This window comes from Belnapia moabensis DSM 16746, from assembly GCF_000745835.1.
GTDB classification, from domain to species: domain Bacteria; phylum Pseudomonadota; class Alphaproteobacteria; order Acetobacterales; family Acetobacteraceae; genus Belnapia; species Belnapia moabensis.
In genome coordinates, this window is the sequence record NZ_JQKB01000003.1 from 100,483 (window position 1) to 119,086 (window position 18,604).

General features: G+C 70.6%; 18 protein-coding genes. 7 read left to right on the top strand and 11 right to left on the bottom strand.

Annotation, left to right across the window (positions count from 1 at the left end):
• Positions 1–29 precede the first annotated feature (29 nt).
• From ntrX to dusB, 5 genes are read right to left on the bottom strand one after another with little or no spacing between them, the layout of a single operon-like run.
• A complete protein-coding gene (gene ntrX, locus EP26_RS02500) occupies positions 30–1,439 on the bottom strand; it encodes a nitrogen assimilation response regulator NtrX (RefSeq protein ID WP_043335376.1) in 1,410 nt (469 codons plus the stop codon).
• A complete protein-coding gene (locus EP26_RS02505; protein ID WP_084112274.1) occupies positions 1,429–3,750 on the bottom strand; it encodes a sensor histidine kinase NtrY-like in 2,322 nt (773 codons plus the stop codon). The genes ntrX and EP26_RS02505 overlap by 11 nt, the downstream gene beginning before the upstream one ends.
• Positions 3,750–5,189: a nitrogen regulation protein NR(I) gene (gene ntrC, locus EP26_RS02510; protein ID WP_043335378.1), complete on the bottom strand. Its 1,440-nt coding sequence runs from the start codon at positions 5,187–5,189 to the stop codon at positions 3,750–3,752. Before ntrC ends, EP26_RS02505 begins: the two co-directional genes overlap by 1 nt.
• Positions 5,186–6,337: a two-component system sensor histidine kinase NtrB gene (locus tag EP26_RS02515; RefSeq protein ID WP_043335380.1), complete on the bottom strand. Its 1,152-nt coding sequence runs from the start codon at positions 6,335–6,337 to the stop codon at positions 5,186–5,188. Before EP26_RS02515 ends, ntrC begins: the two co-directional genes overlap by 4 nt.
• On the bottom strand, positions 6,334–7,437 hold the full coding sequence (gene dusB, locus EP26_RS02520) for a tRNA dihydrouridine synthase DusB (RefSeq protein WP_084112286.1): 1,104 nt from the start codon (positions 7,435–7,437) through the stop codon (positions 6,334–6,336). The genes EP26_RS02515 and dusB overlap by 4 nt, the downstream gene beginning before the upstream one ends.
• Positions 7,438–7,559: 122 nt before the next feature.
• Between dusB and EP26_RS02525 the strand changes: the two genes are divergently transcribed.
• Positions 7,560–8,705, top strand: a complete 1,146-nt coding sequence (locus EP26_RS02525) for a bifunctional 2-C-methyl-D-erythritol 4-phosphate cytidylyltransferase/2-C-methyl-D-erythritol 2,4-cyclodiphosphate synthase (RefSeq protein ID WP_043335382.1) — start codon at positions 7,560–7,562, stop codon at positions 8,703–8,705.
• Between the two features lie 216 nt (positions 8,706–8,921).
• On the opposite strand, the gene EP26_RS02530 is transcribed toward EP26_RS02525, so the two are convergent.
• A complete protein-coding gene (locus tag EP26_RS02530; RefSeq protein WP_043335384.1) occupies positions 8,922–9,326 on the bottom strand; it encodes a hypothetical protein in 405 nt (134 codons plus the stop codon).
• 101 nt (positions 9,327–9,427) lie between these two features.
• Between EP26_RS02530 and EP26_RS02535 the strand changes: the two genes are divergently transcribed.
• The gene (locus EP26_RS02535) at positions 9,428–10,186 is read left to right on the top strand and encodes an SHOCT domain-containing protein (protein ID WP_043335646.1); all 759 of its coding nucleotides are present in this window, start codon (positions 9,428–9,430) and stop codon (positions 10,184–10,186) included.
• A 3-nt stretch (positions 10,187–10,189) separates the two neighbouring features.
• On the opposite strand, the gene cutA is transcribed toward EP26_RS02535, so the two are convergent.
• Together cutA and EP26_RS02545 are read right to left on the bottom strand one after the other, a co-directional pair.
• The gene (cutA, locus tag EP26_RS02540; RefSeq protein ID WP_043335385.1) at positions 10,190–10,519 is read right to left on the bottom strand and encodes a divalent-cation tolerance protein CutA; all 330 of its coding nucleotides are present in this window, start codon (positions 10,517–10,519) and stop codon (positions 10,190–10,192) included.
• A gap of 2 nt (positions 10,520–10,521) precedes the next feature.
• Positions 10,522–11,700, bottom strand: coding sequence for an acetyl-CoA acetyltransferase (locus tag EP26_RS02545; protein WP_157033386.1), 1,179 nt, complete (start codon positions 11,698–11,700; stop codon positions 10,522–10,524).
• Positions 11,701–11,771: 71 nt separating this feature from the next.
• On the opposite strand from EP26_RS02545, the gene EP26_RS02550 reads away from it, so the two are divergent.
• The 4 genes from EP26_RS02550 to EP26_RS02565 all read left to right on the top strand — a co-directional run bounded on the left by EP26_RS02550 (position 11,772) and on the right by EP26_RS02565 (position 16,019).
• Entirely contained in the window at positions 11,772–13,331 is a 1,560-nt protein-coding gene (locus EP26_RS02550) for an acyl-CoA carboxylase subunit beta (protein ID WP_043335387.1), read from the top strand.
• Positions 13,332–13,400: 69 nt separating this feature from the next.
• A complete protein-coding gene (locus tag EP26_RS02555; RefSeq protein ID WP_043335650.1) occupies positions 13,401–13,808 on the top strand; it encodes a DUF3597 domain-containing protein in 408 nt (135 codons plus the stop codon).
• 68 nt (positions 13,809–13,876) lie between these two features.
• Positions 13,877–14,989, top strand: a complete 1,113-nt coding sequence (locus tag EP26_RS02560) for an S-(hydroxymethyl)glutathione dehydrogenase/class III alcohol dehydrogenase (RefSeq protein ID WP_043335390.1) — start codon at positions 13,877–13,879, stop codon at positions 14,987–14,989.
• Positions 14,990–15,053: 64 nt separating this feature from the next.
• A complete protein-coding gene (locus EP26_RS02565) occupies positions 15,054–16,019 on the top strand; it encodes a Bug family tripartite tricarboxylate transporter substrate binding protein (RefSeq protein ID WP_043335652.1) in 966 nt (321 codons plus the stop codon).
• A gap of 34 nt (positions 16,020–16,053) precedes the next feature.
• On the opposite strand, the gene EP26_RS02570 is transcribed toward EP26_RS02565, so the two are convergent.
• The 3 genes from EP26_RS02570 to EP26_RS02580 are packed head-to-tail and all read right to left on the bottom strand — an operon-like array spanning position 16,054 to position 17,419.
• Positions 16,054–16,467, bottom strand: a complete 414-nt coding sequence (locus EP26_RS02570; protein ID WP_211259358.1) for a CopD family protein — start codon at positions 16,465–16,467, stop codon at positions 16,054–16,056.
• Entirely contained in the window at positions 16,464–16,814 is a 351-nt protein-coding gene (locus EP26_RS02575; protein ID WP_245624273.1) for a DUF3817 domain-containing protein, read from the bottom strand. The genes EP26_RS02570 and EP26_RS02575 overlap by 4 nt, the downstream gene beginning before the upstream one ends.
• The gene (locus EP26_RS02580; RefSeq protein ID WP_043335393.1) at positions 16,811–17,419 is read right to left on the bottom strand and encodes a TetR/AcrR family transcriptional regulator; all 609 of its coding nucleotides are present in this window, start codon (positions 17,417–17,419) and stop codon (positions 16,811–16,813) included. The genes EP26_RS02575 and EP26_RS02580 overlap by 4 nt, the downstream gene beginning before the upstream one ends.
• 186 nt (positions 17,420–17,605) lie before the next feature.
• On the opposite strand from EP26_RS02580, the gene EP26_RS02585 reads away from it, so the two are divergent.
• Positions 17,606–18,583, top strand: a complete 978-nt coding sequence (locus tag EP26_RS02585) for a Bug family tripartite tricarboxylate transporter substrate binding protein (protein WP_043335396.1) — start codon at positions 17,606–17,608, stop codon at positions 18,581–18,583.
• Positions 18,584–18,604: the final 21 nt, after the last annotated feature.

Here is an 18,604-nt window from a genome sequence, read left to right on the forward strand (position 1 = left end):
GGACCCCGGCTAACCGTTCCGGCAGGATGTCACAGGGCCGGCCCGGCCGGCACCCGGTCCTCGGCATGGACGCCGAGGAATTTCAGCTTCCGGTGCAGGGCGCTCCGCTCCATGCCGACGAAATTGGCGGTGCGGCTGATATTGCCGCCGAAGCGGAGCAGCTGGGCTTCCAGATACTGCTTCTCGAACAGCTCGCGCGCCTCGCGCAGCGGAAGCGTCATGATCTCGGAGCTGCGGTCGAGCTTCAGCATGGCCGGCGCCGCCGAGCCCACCTCGGGCGGCAGCATCTCGGCCCGGATCGGCTCGCGCGCCTCGCCCGGTGCCATGATGAGCAGCCAGTCGATCAGGTTGCGCAGCTGCCGGACATTGCCCGGCCAGTCGTAGGCCTGGAGCGCGGCCATGGCATCCTCGGCCAGCTCGCGCGGCGGCATGCCGGAGGTGGCCCCGGAGCGGGTCATGAAGTGGCGGGCCAGCGCCGGCACGTCCTCCCGTCGCTCGCGCAGCGCCGGGATGCGCAGCGGCACCACGGCCAGGCGGTAGTAGAGATCCTCGCGGAAGCGGCCGGCCGCGATCTCGCCCTGGAGGTCGCGGTTGGTGGTGGCGATGACGCGGACATCGACCTTCACCCGGGTCGCGCCGCCGATGCGCTCGAAGCCCTGCTCCTGCAGCGCCCGGACGATCTTGCCCTGGGTCTCGAGCGGCATGTCGGCCACCTCGTCCAACAGGAGCGTGCCGTTATGGGCGCGTTCCAACACGCCGGCGCGGCGCGGCGAGGCCTGGGCATCGGCACCGGCCTCCATGCCGAACAGCTCCTCCTCGAAGCGGGCGGGGTTCAACGTGGCGCAGTTGAGCGCAACGAAGGGCCCGTCGGCGCGGCGGGAGCGGGCATGGATCATCCGCGCCACCACCTCCTTCCCGGCCCCGGCCGGGCCGGCGATGAGCACCCGGCTGCCGGTGGGCGCCACCCGCTCGATCGCGGCGCGGAGCTGGGCGAGGCTGGCCGAGCTGCCGACCAGCTCCGTCTCCGGCCCGGCGCGCAGCCGCAGCTCGGAATTCTCTCGCCGGAGCCGGGCCGCCTCCAGCGCGCGGGCGACCACCAGCAGCAGCCGGTCGGAGTTGAAGGGCTTCTCGATGAAATCGTAGGCGCCCTGCTGGATCGCCCGGACCGCCGTCTCGATCGTCCCATGGCCGGAGATCATGACGACCGGGACCTGCGGCTCCTCCTTGTGGAGCTCCGCCAGGATCCCGAGCCCGTCCAGCTTCGAATTCTGCAGCCAGATGTCGAGCACCACCATGGACGGCCGGCGGTGCTTGAAGGCCGCCAGCGCCTGGTCGGAATTCGCCGCCTGCCGCGTCTCGTAGCCTTCGTCCGAGAGGATGCCCTCGATCAGCGCCCGGATGTCCGGCTCGTCATCCACGATCAGGATTTCATGCGCCATGCGCGCGCCTCATGCTGCCATCCGGCCAGGGTTCAGTCGTCTCGGTCTCCGTGCCGGCCGGGCGCTCCGCCATGCGGTCGGCCCCGGGTCGCCACGGCAGGGTGAGAACGGCCCGGGCACCACCGCGTCCCGAGCCGGCCTCGCGGGGACGGTCCTCCAACCCCAGCCTGCCTCCATGGTCCTCCATGATCTTCTTCACGATGGCAAGGCCGAGACCGGTTCCTTTCGGTTTGTGAGTCACATAAGGCTCGGTCAGGCGGTCCCGCTCGTCCCCCTGGGGCAGACCGACTCCGTCGTCCTCGATCGCGATGGCGACACTTTCCTCGCCCTGCTCTATGCGCACGGTGATGTGTCCGAAGACTTGGCCAGGGTCGTGGCCTGCGTCCCGCTCGGCCTGGGCGCGCATGGTGACGGCGTCGGCGGCGTTCATCAGTAAGTTAGTCAGCGCCTGACCGAGCAGGCGGCGGTCGCAGGCGACCAGCGGACCGCGCAGCCCCTCGGGCAGCTGGACCTCGTAGCGGATGCTGGGATGCGCGTCCCGTTGCAGCACCAGCGCCTCGCGCAGCACCTGGGAGAGATCCTCCGGCCGGATCACCGGCTGGGGCATGCGGGCGAAGGCGGAGAACTCGTCCACCATCCGACCGATATCGCCGACTTGGCGGACGATCGTATCGGTGCAGGCAACGAAGGTCTCCGGGTCGTTGCTGATCTGCTTGAGGTAGCGCCGCTTCAGCCGCTCGGCCGAGAGCTGGATCGGGGTCAGCGGATTCTTGATCTCGTGGGCGATGCGCCGCGCGACATCGGCCCAGGCCGCCTTGCGCTGGGCCGAGAGCAGCTCGGTGATGTCGTCGAAGGTGAGGACGAAGCCGGCGATCTCCCCCTGCCCACCCGCCTGCCGTTCCTCGCCGATCTGGGCGAGCAGGGTGCGGCGGTTGCTCGGGGGCCCGATGCGGATCTCGGCGGTGCGCTCGGCGCCGCCGGCGAGCAGGGGCGCGAATTCCGGCACAACCTCGGCCATCGGCCGGCCGATGGCGGCGTCGAGCTCGATGCCGAGCAGCTCGCTCGCCCTTCGGTTCGGCAGGTTGATGCGCCCATCCGTCTCGAGGCCGATGACGCCGGCCGAGACGCCGGCCAGCACCGTCTCGGTGAAGCGGCGCCGGTCGTCGATCTGGCGATAGGCCTGGAGCAGTTCCGAGCGCTGCGCCGCGAGCTGGTTAGTCATGCGGTTGAACGCGCGGGCGAGGCTGGCGATCTCCTCGTCGGCTGCGCCCTCCTCGACACGGGTGGCGAGGTCGCCCCCCCTCACCCGCTCGGCGGCGACGATCAGCCGCCCGATCGGCCGGGCCAGCTGGTTGGCGAGCACCAGCCCGATCAGCACTGCCGCGAGCAGCACCAGCAGCGCAGCGATGGCGAAGATCATGACGAAGGTGATCTGGAGGCCGGAGCGGTTGCTGTCGAGCTCGACATATTCCGCGACCGCCTTCTCGACCGAGCGCTGGTGCGCCAGCACCGTGGCATCGAGCGGCCGGCCAATCAGCAGCATCCAACCCTGGCCGAAATCGAGCGCGACCACGGCCCGTACCCGGTCCTCGGCCGGCAGCACCGCGACGTCGCCGAGCCTCGCCTGGGCGATGGCATCCTCGGGCGGCGGGTCGAGGGTGAAGCTCGTCGTATAGCCGGCATGGGCGACGACCTGCTGGGTCGCCGGGTCGAAGACCACGGCCTCGGTCAGGTTCCGTAGCGCGGTATGGGTCGCCAGGACGCGGGCGAAGGCGAGGCCGTTGTCGGGCAGCAGGACGCGGGCGCGGGAGAGGTCGGCCGCCATCGCCAGCGCATCGCCGCGGATGGTGTTGCGGTGCTCCTCGAGGTAGCCGCGGCTGGCCTGGAGGCTCGCCTCCAGCGCCGTCCGCACCCGGTCGCTGAACCAGGTCTCGATGCCGAGGTTGAAGAAGAGGGCGGCGAAGGCGGCGACCAGCATCGCCGGCACCACGGCGACGACGCCGAAGAGCAGCACCAGCCGCACATGCAGGCGCGAGCCGGCCGAGCCCCGGCGCCGCTCCGCCCAGACGCGGACCAGCCGCCCGGCCAGGGAGGCCATCAGCAGCAGCAGCACCGCCGCGTTGACCAGCACCAGCCCGACCACGGCGCCGGGCTTGGTCGGGCCGAGCGGGCTGCCATCCGACAGCACGGAGAAGGTGGCCACGCCGAGCAGCAGGGCGCTGACCGCAAGGCCGAGGGTCATCCCCCGGCCCAGCAGCACATCCGCGATGCGGCGGGGCAGGCCGCGCTGGCGCGGCTCGCCGGCAGCCATCAGCCGAGCCCGCGCACCACGGGCAGGTCGAGCTCGCGAATCTTCTTCCGCAGGGTGTTGCGGTTGAGGCCGAGCATCGCCGCCGCCTTGATCTGGTTGCCGCGCGTGGCGCCGAGGACGAGGCGGAGCAGGGGCCGCTCCACCTCGGCCAGCACCCGGTCATAGAGGTCGCGCACCGGCAGCCCGTCCTTATGGGCAGCGACGAAAGCCTTCAGGTGGCGCTCGACGGCCTGTTCCAGCGTCTCCGGGCGGCGGAGGCCGGTTTCGGCGGGTGGCTCCGCCTCGGACAGCTCGGCGTTGACGGCCTCGCCGTCTATCGTCTCCTGCGGGTAGAGGGCGGCGAGGCGGCGCATCAGGTTTTCGAGCTCGCGGGCATTGCCGGGCCAGGCATGACCCTTCAGCCGGTCCACCGCCTCGCTGCTCAGCTGCTTCAGCGGCAGGCCGGAGGCGCGGGCGCGCTCGAGGAAGTGGCGGGCGAGCAGCGGGATGTCCTCCATCCGCTCGCGCAAGGGCGGCAGGCGGATGGGGACGACGTTGAGGCGGTAGAACAGGTCCTCGCGGAACAACCCCTGGCGGATGGACTGGCGCAGGTCGCGATGGGTGGCGGCGACGATGCGGACATTCGCCTTGATCGGGTTGCGGCCGCCGACGGTGGTGAACTCGCCCTCCTGCAGCACGCGCAGCAGGCGGGTCTGCGCCTCGGGCGGCATGTCGCCGATCTCGTCGAGGAAGAGGGTGCCGCCGGCGGCTTGCTCGAAGCGGCCGATGCCGCGGTTCAGCGCGCCGGTGAAGGCGCCGCGCTCATGGCCGAAGAGCTCGCTCTCAATCAGCTCGCGCGGGATGGCCGCCATGTTGATGGCGACGAAGGGCCCGCCTCGCCGGCGGCCGTAATCGTGCAGGGCGCGGGCGACCAGCTCCTTGCCGGTGCCCGATTCGCCGGTGATCATCACCGTCAGGTCCGTCGTCGTGAGCCGGGCGACGGTGCGGTAGATCTCCTGCATGGCCGGGCTGCGGCCGACCAGGGGCAGGCGCTCCTCCGGCTCCTCCGCCTCGGCGGGCTCGGGGGCCTGGGGGGCGGCGAGCGCGCGCTCGACCACCGCCAGCAGCTCCTTCAGGTCGAAGGGCTTGGGGAGGTATTCGAAGGCGCCGCGCTGGGCGGCCTTCAGCGCCGTCATGAAGGTCGATTGGGCCGACATCACCACGACGCGCATCTCGGGGCGGATGCGCTTGATGCGGGGGACGAGGTCGAGGCCGTTCTCGTCCGGCATCACCACATCGGTGATGACGAGGTCGCCCTCGCCGTCCTCGACCCAGCGCCAGAGCGTGGAGGCGGAGGAGGTGGCGCGCACCTGGTAGCCCGAGCGGCCGAGCGCCTGGCTGAGCACCGTGCGGATCGCCCGGTCGTCATCGGCGATGAGAATGGTGCGGCTGTCGCTCATGAACGATCCATCTGCTTGGCATCGGGGCGCGGCCCCGCCGGCGGCATGGCCAGCGAAAGGCGGAAGATGGTGCGGCCGGGGCGGCTGTCGCATTCGATCAGCCCGCCCTGGTCGGCGACCAGCTTGGCTACCAGCGCGAGGCCGAGCCCCTGCCCGCCCCGCTTGGTGGTGACGAAGGGCTCGAAGAGCGTGGCGCGGACGGCCTCTGGGATACCCGGGCCGTTATCGCGCACGATGACCTGGAGCGGCACATGCACGCGCTCTTTGCTGCCGGGGACGGCGATGCGGACGCCGTGGTGATAGGCGGTGGCGAGAATGATCTCACCCCCAAGCGGGTCGACCGCCTCTGCGGCGTTCTTGACGAGGTTCAGCAGGATCTGCACGAGCTGGTCGCGGTTGCCCCAAACCGGGGGCAGCGAGGGGTCGTAATCCTCGACGATACGGAGATGCGCAGCGAAGCCCGTCTGCGCCACGCGCCGCACATGGTCGAGCACCTGATGGATGTTGACCGGGGCCAGCTCCACAGGGTGGTCGGAGAACATGTCCATCCGGTCGACCAGGTTGCGGATTCGGTCGGCCTCGTCCTGGATGAGCAGGCAGAGCTCGCGGTCGGGCTCGGAGGCGCCCTGTTCGAGGAGCTGCGCGGCGCCGCGGATGCCCGACAGCGGGTTCTTCACCTCATGGGCGAGCATCTCCGCCATGGCGGAGGCGCCGCGGGCGGCGCCCAGGAAGTTCAGCTGGCGGTTCATCATCTGTGCGGTCGAGCCGTCCTGCAGGGTCAGGACGACGGCGCCGGGCATCTCCGGCAGCGGGGCGCCATGGGCGGCGACGCCGCGGCGGTTGAGGCGGGGGCTGTCAAGCGTCAGATCGTGGTCGGAGACCGGCGCCTCATGCTGGCGGACCTGGGCGAGCAGGGCGAAGAGCCGGCTGTCGGGCGGCAGCAGGTCGCCGAGGCGGAGCACGGCGAGCGAGCCGAAGGAGAGCTGAAAGAACAGCTCGGCCGCCGGGTTGGCGTAGCGGAAGCGGTCCTCGGCATCGATCACCACGGCCGGCATCGGCAAGGCGGCGAGGATGGCGGCAGAGTCCGGCAGCGGTGTGCTGCGGGCCGGCAGGGGCATGACCCGGGCGCGGGTGGCGAGGCTGTTCATGCGGCGATCCGCTCCGTGCCGTCGCCTTGGCCCTGGGCGTGGAAGCGGGCGCGGGCGGCCTCCAGCCCGAGATCGAGCAGGGGCTGGTAGAAGCCCTCGATCAGCCGGATCACCTCCTCCGCTGTCTCCACCTGGTTGACCTGCGAGCGGAAATCGGCCGAGCCCGGCAGGCCCTTGGAATACCAGGCGATGTGCTTGCGGGCGAGGCGGAGGCCGGTCTGGGTGCCATGGTGCGAGAGCATGTCCGCGTAATGCTCCAGGAGGATGGCGAGCTGCTCGGCGAGGCTGGGCTCGGCCGGCGTCTCGCCGGTGCGGAGGTACTCGGCCACCTGACGGGGGAGCCAGGGGCGGCCATAGCAGCCGCGGCCGATCATCACCCCATCGGCGCCGGAGAGGCGGAGGGCCTCGGCGGCGTGCTCGGGGGTCAGGATGTCGCCATTGGCAAGGACGGGGATGGAGACGGCCTCCTTCACCCCGCGGATGAAAGCCCAGTCAGCTTTGCCGGTGTAGAGCATCTGGCGGGTGCGGCCGTGGATGGTCACCAGCCGGATGCCGCAGGCCTCGGCGATGCGGGCGAGCTTCGGAGCATTGAGCGAGCTGTGGTCCCAGCCCATGCGCATCTTGAGGGTGACGGGGACCGTGACCGCCTTCACCACCGCCTCGAGGATGGCGGCGGCGCGGGTCTCGTCGCGCATCAGGGCGCTGCCGGCCTGCTGGCCGAGCGCGACCTTCTTCACCGGGCAGCCGAAATTGATGTCGATGATGGCGGCGCCGCGGTCGGCGGCGAGGCGGGCGGCCTCGGCCATGACCGAGGGCTCGCAGCCGGCCAGCTGGACGGCGGAGGGGGCGCCGAAGCCATCCACCTCGGCCATCTTCAGCGTCTGCCGGTTCTCCCGGACCATGGCCTGGGAGGCGATCATCTCACTCACCACCATGCCCGTGCCGAGGCGGCGGGCGAGGCGGCGGAAGGGCAGGTCCGTCACGCCGGACATGGGGGCGAGGTAAATGGGCGTGTCGATGCGGACATCACCCACCATGATGGGGGGCAAACCGCCCGATTCAGGGGCATTCGCCGCCGAATGGGCCTGGGAGTCGGGCATGGTCATGCTCATGATTTGGGCAAACTAGGGGAACTGCCCTGTTTCGGCAACGCCTGCCGGGGCACTTCGCCGAGAAACGTACCAATTTTTGCCGCGACAGCGTTATGGGCTAGAAGCGGGCGATGAGCATCGCCGCCCTCCTGATGACCGCCGGCAGCGGCACGCGCTTCGGCGCCGCCGCGCCCAAGCAATATCTGCCCTTGCTGGGGCGCCCCGTCATCCGCCATGCCGCGGAGGCGCTGCTGGCGGAGGGGCTGGTCGATATCCTGCTGCCGGTCTGTGCCGCCGGGGAGGAGGCGCGAATCGCGGCGCTGCTCGACGGGTTGCCGGTGCTGCCCGCGGTGGTAGGCGGGGCGACGCGGCAGGCGAGCGTCCGCGCCGGGCTGGAGGCGCTGGCCGGACGGGGGCCCGAGGTGGTGCTGGTGCATGACGCGGCGCGGCCGGTGGTGCCGAGGGGGACCATTCCTTCCGTTCTTGAGGCATTGAAGAGTGCGCCGGGGGCGATTCCGGCCCAGCCGGTGGCGGATACGCTGAAGCGGGGCGACGGCGCCGTCATCCTCGAGACGGTGGCGCGGGCGGGGCTGTATCGGGCGCAGACGCCGCAGGGGTTCCGGTTCGGGGCCTTGCTAGCGGCACATCGGGCGGCGGGTGGCGAGGCGACGGACGATGCGCAGCTGCTGGAGATCGCGGGCGAGAGGGTGGTGCTGGTGGCGGGATCGGAGACGAATGTGAAGATCACCTTCCCCGAGGATCTGGAGCGGGTAGCGGGCCAGGTGCAGGCGCGGCTGGTGCCGCGGGTCGGCACCGGTTTCGACGTGCACCGGACCGAAGTGGGGCGGAAGATGGTGCTCTGCGGCGTGGTCGTGCCCTGTGAGTTCGGGCTGGAGGGGCATTCGGATGCGGATGTCGGCATCCATGCCTTGTGCGACGCGATCTATGGGGCGCTGGCAGAGGGCGATATCGGGCGGTGGTTCCCGCCCTCCGAGATGCGGTGGAAGGACGCGGACAGCGCGCAATTCCTCCGCCATGCCGCGGGGCGGGTGGCGGCGCGGGGCGGCGTCATCGCCAATGTGGATGTGACGATCCTCTGCGAGCGGCCAAAGATCGGGCCGCATCGCGAGGCGATGCAGGCGCGGCTGGCGGAGCTCATGCGCGTCGATCCAGGGATCGTCGGCGTGAAGGCGACGACGACCGAGCGGCTCGGCTTCACCGGGCGGGGGGAAGGGATTGCGGCGCAGGCGGCGGCGATGGTGCTGGTGCCGGGTTGAAGGGCTTTAAGCCGCTTCAAATCGACGGGTGTCATGGGTGAGGATAGCAGCGCAAGCGGTTGATCTTGCAGCATTCATCCTTGGTAGATTTTTAAGATTTGAGGGTTTTAGGCGCCTCCCGGCCACTGGCTGCGGCTGCGGCCTTCGGCAATTCGGAACATAACGGAAACAGTTGGCGAAGAGCAAGGATGGCTCGGCACCCCTGCCCCGCCGCCTTCATGCGACTTCCTGGCGCTCGACGACTTCCTCGGCGGCCTGGCGCAGCTCGACCACCTTGTCGGAGAGGGTGGATTCGGCGGTGAACTCGACGGCGCAGACGACCTGGGAGAGGTTCACCGTCGCCTCCACCGCGCCGGGGACCGGGGCGCCAAGATAGTGCTTCGACTGCCAGGCGACATCGGCGAGGCTCGGCACGCCGGCATGGTCGAGCAACAGGTCGAGCAGGATGGTGCCGTCCTCGGCGATATGGGCGGCGCGGAGGCCGGCCACGCGCAGCACGTCGCCGGTCGTCAGCAGCAGGCCGAAATGGCCCTTCGTCGCGCCGAGCATGCGCTGGACGAACCAGGCGGGGAGCAGCTCGGCATCGGTGGCGGGGTCGGCGAGGCGGGTCCAGCGGGGCATGCGGCACTCCGGGGGGATCAGGGTCGTAACGCCGCTGGGACGTGACTGTTCGCCGGGGAAAGGTTCTGGCAGGGCTCGGGGCCATGGATGGAGCGATGGCGATGCGGGAATTGACCGGGGCCGGGGAGCGGCAGGTGGCGGCGATCGCGGCGCGGCATGGCGTCGGCCAGGAGGCGGCGCTGGTGCTGCTGCATGCGCTGGCGGCGGGCGGCGGGACCATGGCGCAGTTCAGCCATCCGGACCTGGGCGGCATGGGGCAGTGGTCGCAGGGCGGGATGGTGATGGTCGGCGACATGTTCAACCAAGCGCTCAAGGCGCGGGTGGATGCGCTGTGCCGGGACCTGGCGGCGGTGCTGCGGGGGGCGGAGGCAGTCTTTACCGAGGCGGCAGCGCCGGCGGATGTGCAGGGCAGGTGGTGGCCAGGGGAATTGGGCAGCCCGGCGGCGAGCGGGACGCAGAACGGGATGGGCTATGCCCTCTTCCCGGCGGCGCGGCGGCTGGCGGTGCGGCAGGAGGGGCGGGTGCGGCTCTTCGATACCGGGGAGCACCGGATCAGCGGGGTGTCGCAGCAGCAGGGCTCGGGGCAGGTGCTGGCCTTTAGCGGCGACAGGGGGGAGGTCAGGCTGGAGGGCCTGCGGGAGGTAGGAGGCGACAAGGTCCCTGCCCCGGCGTTCGGCCTGGCTCCGTCCCCTGGCCAGGGCCCTTCCCTCGGTCCGGCGCCGGCGGAGGCTTCGCCCGCCGCATCGGCCGGGGGCGATCCGATCCTGCTGATCCGGCGGCTGGCGGAGCTGCATCGGCAGGGTGTGCTGACCGAAGCGGAATTCCAGGCGAAGAAGACGGAGTTGCTGGGGCGGCTTTGAGGCTCAGCCGGCCGCCTGCTGCCTGATCCAGGCGAAGAAGTCGGCATCGCCCGTGGTGGCCGGCAAGGCGAGAATGGCGGGCAGGTCGTAGCTGTGGAGGTGGCGGATGCGGGCGCGCAGCGCCTCGAAGCGGCTGGCGGTGGTCTTGAGAATGAAGGCTGACTCGGGGTCTTCCTTCACCTCGCCTTCCCAGCGGTAGATGGCGACATGGCCGGGGAGGAGGTTGGCGCAGGCGGCCAGGCGCTCCTCCACCAGCGTCCGGCCGATGCGGCGGGCTTCCTCCGCATCGGCCGCGGTGACGTAGACCCAGAGGATAGGGTCTTCCGCTTCCATCCTCAGGCGCGTTCGAGGATGGAGACGTAGTTGGCGACCGCGGCGCCGCCCATGTTGAAGACGCCGCCGATATCGGCCTTCGGCAGCTGCAGGTCGCCGGCCGTGCCGGTGAGCTGCATGGCGGTGAGGACGTGCATGGAGACGCCGGTGGCGCCGATCGGGTGGCCCTTGGCCTTCAGGCCGCCGGAGCGATTGACGGGGAGCTTGCCGTCGGCCGCCGTCCAGCCCTCGAGGATGGCGCGGGACCCCTGCCCTTCCGGCGTCAGGCCCATCGCCTCATACTCGAGAAGCTCGGCGATGGTGAAGCAGTCATGCGTCTCGACGAAGGAGAGGTCGGTCGCGGCGCCGAGCCCGGCCTGGTCGAGGGCGCGGGACCAGGCCTCGCGCGGGCCCTCGAAACGGATGATGTCGCGGGCGGCGATGGGCAGGTAGTCGTTCACCTGCACGGCGGCGCGGAAGCGAACGGCCTTCTGCATCGACTTCGCCGTCTCGCTGTCGGTGATGATCATGGCCGCGGCGCCGTCGGAGACGAGGCTGCAATCGGTGCGCTTCAGCGGCGGGGCGACAAAGGGGTTCTTGTCCGACTCCGCGCGGCAGAAGGCGTAGCCGAGGTCCTTGCGCATCTGCGCCCAGGGGTTGTCGACGCCGTTCTTGTGGTTCTTCGCGGCGATGGCGGCGAGGGCGTCGGACTGGTCGCCATGGCGCTGGAAATAGGCCTCGGCGATGCGCCCGAAGACGCCTGCGAAGCCGCCGCGGATGTCCTGCTCGGTCTTGCGGTAGCTCGCGTTCAGCAGGATCTCGCCGACCTGCGGGCCGGGCGTCGCGGTCATCTTCTCGGCGCCGAGGACGAGGGCGAAGCGGCCGCGTTTCGCCGCAAGGAAGTCGAGGGCGCCGTGGATGGCGGCGCTGCCGGTGGCGCAGGCGTTCTCGTAGCGGGTGATCGGCTTGAAGCGTAGCTCGGGGATGGACTGGAGGACCAGCGAGCTGGGGAAGCCCTGGTTGGTGAAGCCCTCGCCGAAGACGCCGAGGAAGCCGGCATCGATCTCGGCGGGCGATATGCCGGCATCCTCGATGGCGGCGCGGCCGACGCGGGCGAGCAGGCTCTCGATATCCGGCTCCTCCAGCTTGCCGAAGGGGGTATGGGCCCAGCCCACGATGCAGGCGTCCAGCGTCTCGGCCATGAAAGTGCTCCGTTCCTCTCCACGGGGAAGATAGGCGCGGCTAGCATCCGGGGAAAGGCATGGAGGGACGGATGAGCTGGCAGCCGGAGCTGGAGGACCTCGCCCGGCGCGAGGCGATGGCGCGCGCAATGGGCGGGCCGGAGAAGGTGGCGCGGCAGCATGCCGGGGGCCGGCTCACGGTGCGGGAGCGGGTGGACGGGATGCTGGATGCCGGGAGCTTCCATGAGGTGGGGGCGATTGCGGGGAAGGCCCGGTACGGTGCGGATGGAGAGCTGGAGGAGTTCACGCCGTCCAATTGCGTGATGGGGCGGGGAAAGGTGGATGGGCGGCCGGTGGTGGTGGTCGGCGACGACTTCACCGTGCGGGGCGGCAGCGCGGATGCGACGATCCGCGAGAAGCCGATCATGGCGGAGCGGATGGCCCGCGAGCTGCGGCTGCCGATCATCCGGATCATCGAGGGCTCGGGCGGCGGCGGGTCGGTCAAGACCATCGAGACCACGGGACGGGCGAACCTGCCAGGTGGGATCGGGGGCGAGCAGATGTATCACCTGACGGGTGACAACCTCTCGCTCGTGCCGGTGGTGGGGCTGGGGCTGGGCTCCGTCGCGGGGCTCGGGGCGGCGCGGCTGGCGGCGACGCATTTCTCGGTGATGACCAAGAGCTCGGCGATGTTCGTCGCCGGGCCGCCGGTGGTGAATGCGCTGGGGCCTCGCCAGTTCACCAAGCAGGAGCTGGGGGGGTGGGAGACGCAAACGCGGGCGGGGGCGGTCGATCATGCGGTCGACAGCGAGGAGGAGGCCTTCGCGGCGGCGCGGCGGTTCCTCAGCTACCTGCCGAGTTCGGTGCATGAGCTGCCGGTGCGGGAGGCGTGCGAGGACGATCCGGCGCGCGTTGAAGAGGCATGGCTCTCGGTTATCCCGCGGGAGATCCGCAAGACCTACCGGATCAGGCCGTTGATCGAGGGCATGCTCGACAAGGGCAGCGTCTTCGAGATGGGGCGGTATTTCGGGCGGTCGGTGGTGACGGCCCTCGCCCGGCTCAACGGCTTGCCGGTGGCGGTGATCGCGGGCGATCCGATGTTCTATGCGGGGTCGTGGACGGCGGATGCCTGCGCCAAGATCATCCGCTTCGTCGATCTGGCCGACACCTTCCATCTGCCGGTCGTGCATCTGATGGACTGTCCGGGCTTTATGATCGGGCTGGAGGCGGAGCAGCGGGCGACGATCCGCTGGGGCGTGCGCGCGATGGCGGCGATCAACCAGAGCCGGGTGCCGTGGTGCACGGTGATCCTGCGCAACGCCTTCGGCGTGGCGGGGGCGATCCATCAGCCGGCGGGGCGGTTCTCGGTGCGCTATGCCTGGCCCTCGGCGCGCTGGGGGTCACTGCCGCTGGAGGGGGGGATCGAGGCGGCCTACCGGGCGGATATCGAGGCGGCCGACGATCCGGCGGCGAAGCTGGCGGAGATTGAAGGGCGGCTGCAGAAGCTGCGAAGTCCGCTCAGGACGGCGGAAGCGTTCTGGGCGGAGGAGATCATCGATCCGCGCCAGACGCGGCGGCTGCTCTGCGACTTCGCCAATTATGCCGAGAGGTTGCGGGAGCCGGGGCGGATCGGGCGCGGGGTGCGGCCGTGACCTTGCGTGTCCGGTGAACCGGATGGGGCGCGGATCGTTGGGGCCTCGGTCATCAAGGAGGTCATCCGCATGAGTTGGTTCGGTCGCATTCTCGACAAGCTGAAGGGGCATGCTCAGGCGGCGCCCGCCGCGGAGGCCGCGGCGCCGGCGCAGTCGCCGGGGCCGGCGGATGACGTGCCCGCCCCAGGGGCAACATCGGCCGGGGCGGCGAGCCCGGCGCCGATCGACGTGACGGGCATCCTCGACGGGCTGGCCTCGCAGCAGCGGCAGAAGCTCGACTGGCGGCATTCGATCGTCGACCTGATGAAGCTGCTGGAGCTGGACAGCAGCCTCGAGAACCGGAAGGAGCTGGCGAAGGAGCTCAACTATACCGGGGATACGGGCGATTCCGCCGCGATGAATATCTGGCTGCACAAGCAGGTCATGCAGAAGCTCGCCGCGAATGGCGGCAAGGTGCCGGCCGAGCTGAAGGACTAGAGCCTGGTTCTGGACCCCTGCCGGGAGTGGCGGCAGAGTGCCGCCTAGACCGGCAGGGGGACAGGCTGATGAAGACGCGTGCGGCGGTGGCCTGGGCGGCAGGGAAGCCGCTGAGCATCGAGACGATCGAGATCGGTGGGCCGAAGCAGGGCGAGGTGCTCGTCGAGGTCATGGCGACGGGGCTCTGCCATACCGACCAGTACACGCTGAGCGGGCGGGACCCGGAGGGGCTGTTCCCGGCGATCCTTGGGCATGAGGGGGCGGGGATCGTGCGCGAGGTGGGTGCCGGCGTCACCGGCCTGAAGCCGGGCGACCATGTCATCCCGCTCTACACGCCGGAATGTCGGCAGTGCAAAACCTGCCTCAGCCAGCGGAGCAACCTCTGCACGGCGATCCGGGCGACGCAGGGCAAGGGTGTCATGCCGGACGGTACGAGCCGCTTCTCCTGCGAGGGGACGCAGGTGATGCACTACATGGGGTGCAGCACCTTCGCGAACTTCACCGTCCTGCCGGAGATCGCGCTCGCAAAAATCCGGGAAGACGCGCCCTTCGACAAGATCTGCTACATCGGCTGCGGCGTGACGACGGGCGTGGGCGCGGTCATCAACACCGCCAAGGTCTGGCCGGGGGCGAATGTCGCGGTCTTCGGGCTGGGCGGCATCGGGCTCAATGTGCTGCAAGGCGCGCGGATGGTGGGCGCCGACAAGATCATCGGCATCGACCTCAACCCGGCGCGGGAGGCGATGGCGCGCAGGTTTGGCATGACGCATTTCATCAACCCGAGCGAGATCGGCGCGGACAAGGTGGTGCAAGCGATCGTCGACCTGACGGGGGGCGGTGCCGACTTCTCCTTCGAGTGCATCGGCAACACCAAGGTGATGCGGCAGGCGCTGGAATGCACGCATCGCGGCTGGGGGGAGAGCATCATCATCGGCGTCGCGGGCGCGGGCGAGGAGATCAGCACGCGGCCCTTCCAGCTCGTCACCGGGCGGAACTGGCGAGGGACGGCTTTCGGCGGGGCGCGGGGGCGGACGGATGTGCCGAAGATCGTCGATTGGTACATGGAGGGGAAGATCGACATCGACAGCCTCATCACCCACACCATGCCGCTCGAGCAGATCAACCATGGCTTCGAGCTGATGGAGCGGGGGGAGAGCATCCGCTCGGTGGTCGTCTACTGAGCCCGATCGGCGAAGGGCGCAGGTGAGACCGGGCACCGCAGCCGTGAATCGGGCGACCGGGCCTGTGCGGAGGCGCGCGCTGGTCGCGGGGCTGCTGGCGGCGCCCGGGCTTGCACGCGCGGAAGGCCCCTTCCCCGAGCGGCCGATCCGGCTGGTGATTCCCTGGCCGCCGGGTGGGACGAACGACATCGTCGGGCGGCTCGTCAGCGAGGGGATGGCGGCAAGGCTCGGGCAGCCGGTCGTCATTGAGAACCGCGGCGGGGCGGGCGGGATGCTGGGCGCGGAGGCCGTCGCCAAGGCGGCGCCGGATGGGTACACGCTGGTCCTCGGCGGGAGCGGGAGCCTCACCATCACCAGCCTGGTGCAAGCGCGGGTGCCTTATGACGTCGCCACCGCCTTCGCGCCGGTCGGGCTGATGGGGGTGGGGCCGAATGTTGTCGTCGTGCACCCTTCGGTCGCGGCGCGCGACCTGCGCGAGTTGCAGGCGGTGGCGCGGGGGGCGGCGCCGCCTTTGTCCTATGCCTCGCCCGGTGTGGGGAGCACCGGGCATGCGGCGGGGGCGATGATCGCGCAGGTGCTCGACGTGCCGATGGAGCATATCCCCTATCGCGGGACGGGGCCGGCGCTCAACGACCTCATCGCCGGGCGGGTGCAGGTCTTCACCAATGCGCTGGCGCCGTTGCAGCCGCATATCCGGTCGGGGGCGGTGCGGGCGCTGGCGATCGCCGGGCGGCAGCGGAGCAGCGCCATGCCGGAGCTGGCGACGACGGGAGAGCAGGGCTTCCCCGGGATCGAGGCGGCGACCTGGTTCGGGCTGCTGGCGACGGGCGGGACGGCGCCGGAGCGCATCCTCAGGCTGCATGGGGCGCTGAATGCGGCGCTCATGGATCCGGAGATCCGGCGGCGGCTGGTGGAGGGCGGGCTGGAGGTGGAGCCGAGCGCGAGCCCGGAGGAATTCGCGCGGTTCTTCGCGGAGGACCGGGCGCGCTGGGCACCCGTGGTGCGGCGCGCCGCGATGCGGGTGGACTGACGGCCCGCTTCGGCGGGGCCATGAGCCGTGGCCCTCAGAATGGCTTGGCGACGGCCAGCAACGCGATAGCGGCGAAGGACAGGACCACCGCCACTGGGGCCCAGGCGAGGCTGCGGTGGGGTTCGCACGCCCCGAGCGCCACCCGGCGGAGCGCGCCGGCCTGCACCCCATGCAGGCCGGTGAGCGCGACGACTGGCAGCAGCTTGGCCGACAGCCAGCCTGCCCCGAACCAGCCGCTACCGAGCGCCGCAGCGATACCGAGGGCCCAGACGGCCAGCAGTGCCGGGACGGTGACGCGCAGATCCCACAGCCGCAACCGGGCGAGGAGGCCGGGGCTGACGCCGCCCTGCGACGCAGCCGCGACCGCGAGCGACTGTGCCAGCAGTCCGCCGGCGAAGACGAGCACCGCCGCGACGTGCAGCGCCTTCAGCCAGGTCGGGTCCATCATACCTGGTTGCGGCCGGCCGCAGCCAGCGCCGCTTCCTTCCGCTGCAGCAGCCCGGTGCTGAGGATGGCACCGAAGGGCACGAAGGCGGCCGCCATCAGGCGCAGGATCTCGCCCGGGCGCCAGGAGCCGCCGGCCACGGTGGCGAGAAGCATCCAAGCATAACCGACGAAGGCGAGGCCGTGCACCGGCCCCATCACCTTCGTCGCCGCAGCCAGGCCGAACAGGTGCTTCGCCGGTACCGCGATGAGCAGGAGGAGGACGAGCGTTACCCCTTCCACCAGCGCCGCCAGGCGCAGCCGCCGAAGCTGCGCCAGCTCCGCCGCCTGGATCGCCTCATTGCGGCTCACTGCGGGAGGCCCCGGATGACAGGCGCGGCGCGGCGCAGCAAGGCATCGAAGGCCTGGTGAGCCCGCGCATCGGCCGCGGGATCGCGCAGGAACCGGGCGGAGGCATGATGGCTGAGATAGATGCCGCAGAGCTCCCAAACGAACTGCTCCACCTCCGTCTCCGCGTGCAGCTGCCCCTGCGCGACGGCGGAGGCGACGAGGGAGCGGAGAAGACCGCGCCACTCGCACTCCAGCGCGGCCACATGTTCGCGCACCCTGCCCGTGCTGTCGTCCAGCTCGAACAGGGCGGCGGCCACGGGACAGCCTCCGGGCAGGCCGGCGCGCGGTGCCCAGCCGAGCCAGCGCTCCACGACGGCACGGAGCCGGGGCAGGCCATCCGGCGCCTGCATCGCCGGCTCGACCACATGCGCGCGGGCCAGACGCGCGGCTTCGTCGAGCAACGCGAGTTCGAGCTGCTCCTTCGAGCGGAAATGGGCGAATAAGCCGCTCTTGGAGAGGCTGGCTGCCTCGGCAAGCCGACCGAGGGTCACGCCTGACAGGCCGTCGAGGCTGAGCGCGCGCAGGCCGTGGTGGAGGAGGGTGACGCGGGTCGCCTGCGATTTCATGGTGCAGTGATACGACCGATCGTGCTTTTTTGCAAGTTGCGATACGTCGCCTGCGATCCCGGGGCGCTGAAGGCGGGAGATGCATGATCCGGAAGCGCACTGGCCACCGGCATGTTTTGGCAGGTGGCCCAGTCGCGCAGATGGACTTATGCTCGCCTCACAAAACAAAAACGGGGAAGCGTTGCCGTGGATCGTCGTAGCCTTCTGCTTGCCGGTGCGGGGCTTGCCGCGCCGCGCCTTGGCCTAGCCCAGTCGCAGGGCCCCTACCCTTCCCGCCCGGTGCGGCTGATCGTGCCCTGGCCGCCGGGCCAGGCGACGGACCTGATGGCGCGCGTGGCGGCGCAGCAGGTCGCGGCGCAGTGGGGGCAGACCATCGTGCCGGACAACAAGGCGGGCGCGGGCGGGATGATCGGGACGGATGCGGTCGCCAAGGCGCCGCCCGATGGCTACACCATCCTCGCCGCCTCGACCGGGCCGATCACCACGGCGCCGCTGGTGCAGCGGACGCCCTACGACCCCGAGAAGGATTTCGCGCCGGTCGCGATGATCGGCATCTCGCCCTATCTGCTGACGGTGACGAACAACTTTCCGGCGAAGGATACGGCGGAGTTCATCCGCGTGGTGAAGGCCAATCCAGGGAAGTTCACCTATGCCTCATCCGGCACCGGGGCGGCGGCGCATCTCATCACCCTGATGTTCCTGAGCAGGACCGGGCTGATGGATACGGTGCATGTGCCCTTCCAGGGGAGCGGGCCGGCGCTGACCTCGGTGGTGGCGGGGCAGGTGGATTTCGCCATCGACACGCTGGCGGCGACGGGGCCGCTGGTGAAGCAGGGGGCGCTGCGGGCGCTCGGCATCACCCTCGGGGCGGGGAGCGCGCTGGCGCCGGGCATCGCGCCGCTCGGCAGCGTCCCGGAGGCGGCGGGCTTCGATGTCGGGGCCTTCGGCGGGTACATGATGCCGGCGGGGACGCCACCGGAGATCGTCGCCAGGCTGGCGCAGGAGACGGAGAGGGCGATGGGGACGGATGAGGTGCGCGGGCGCCTCGCCGCCATCGGCTTCCAGCCGGAGCCGCGGGGAACGGCCGAATTCACCGCCTTCCTGAAGACGCATCGGGAGCAGTTCCGGCAGGTGATCGAGGCGAACAAGATCCGCGTGGAGTAAGGGTGCGGCGGCGCGCCTCTC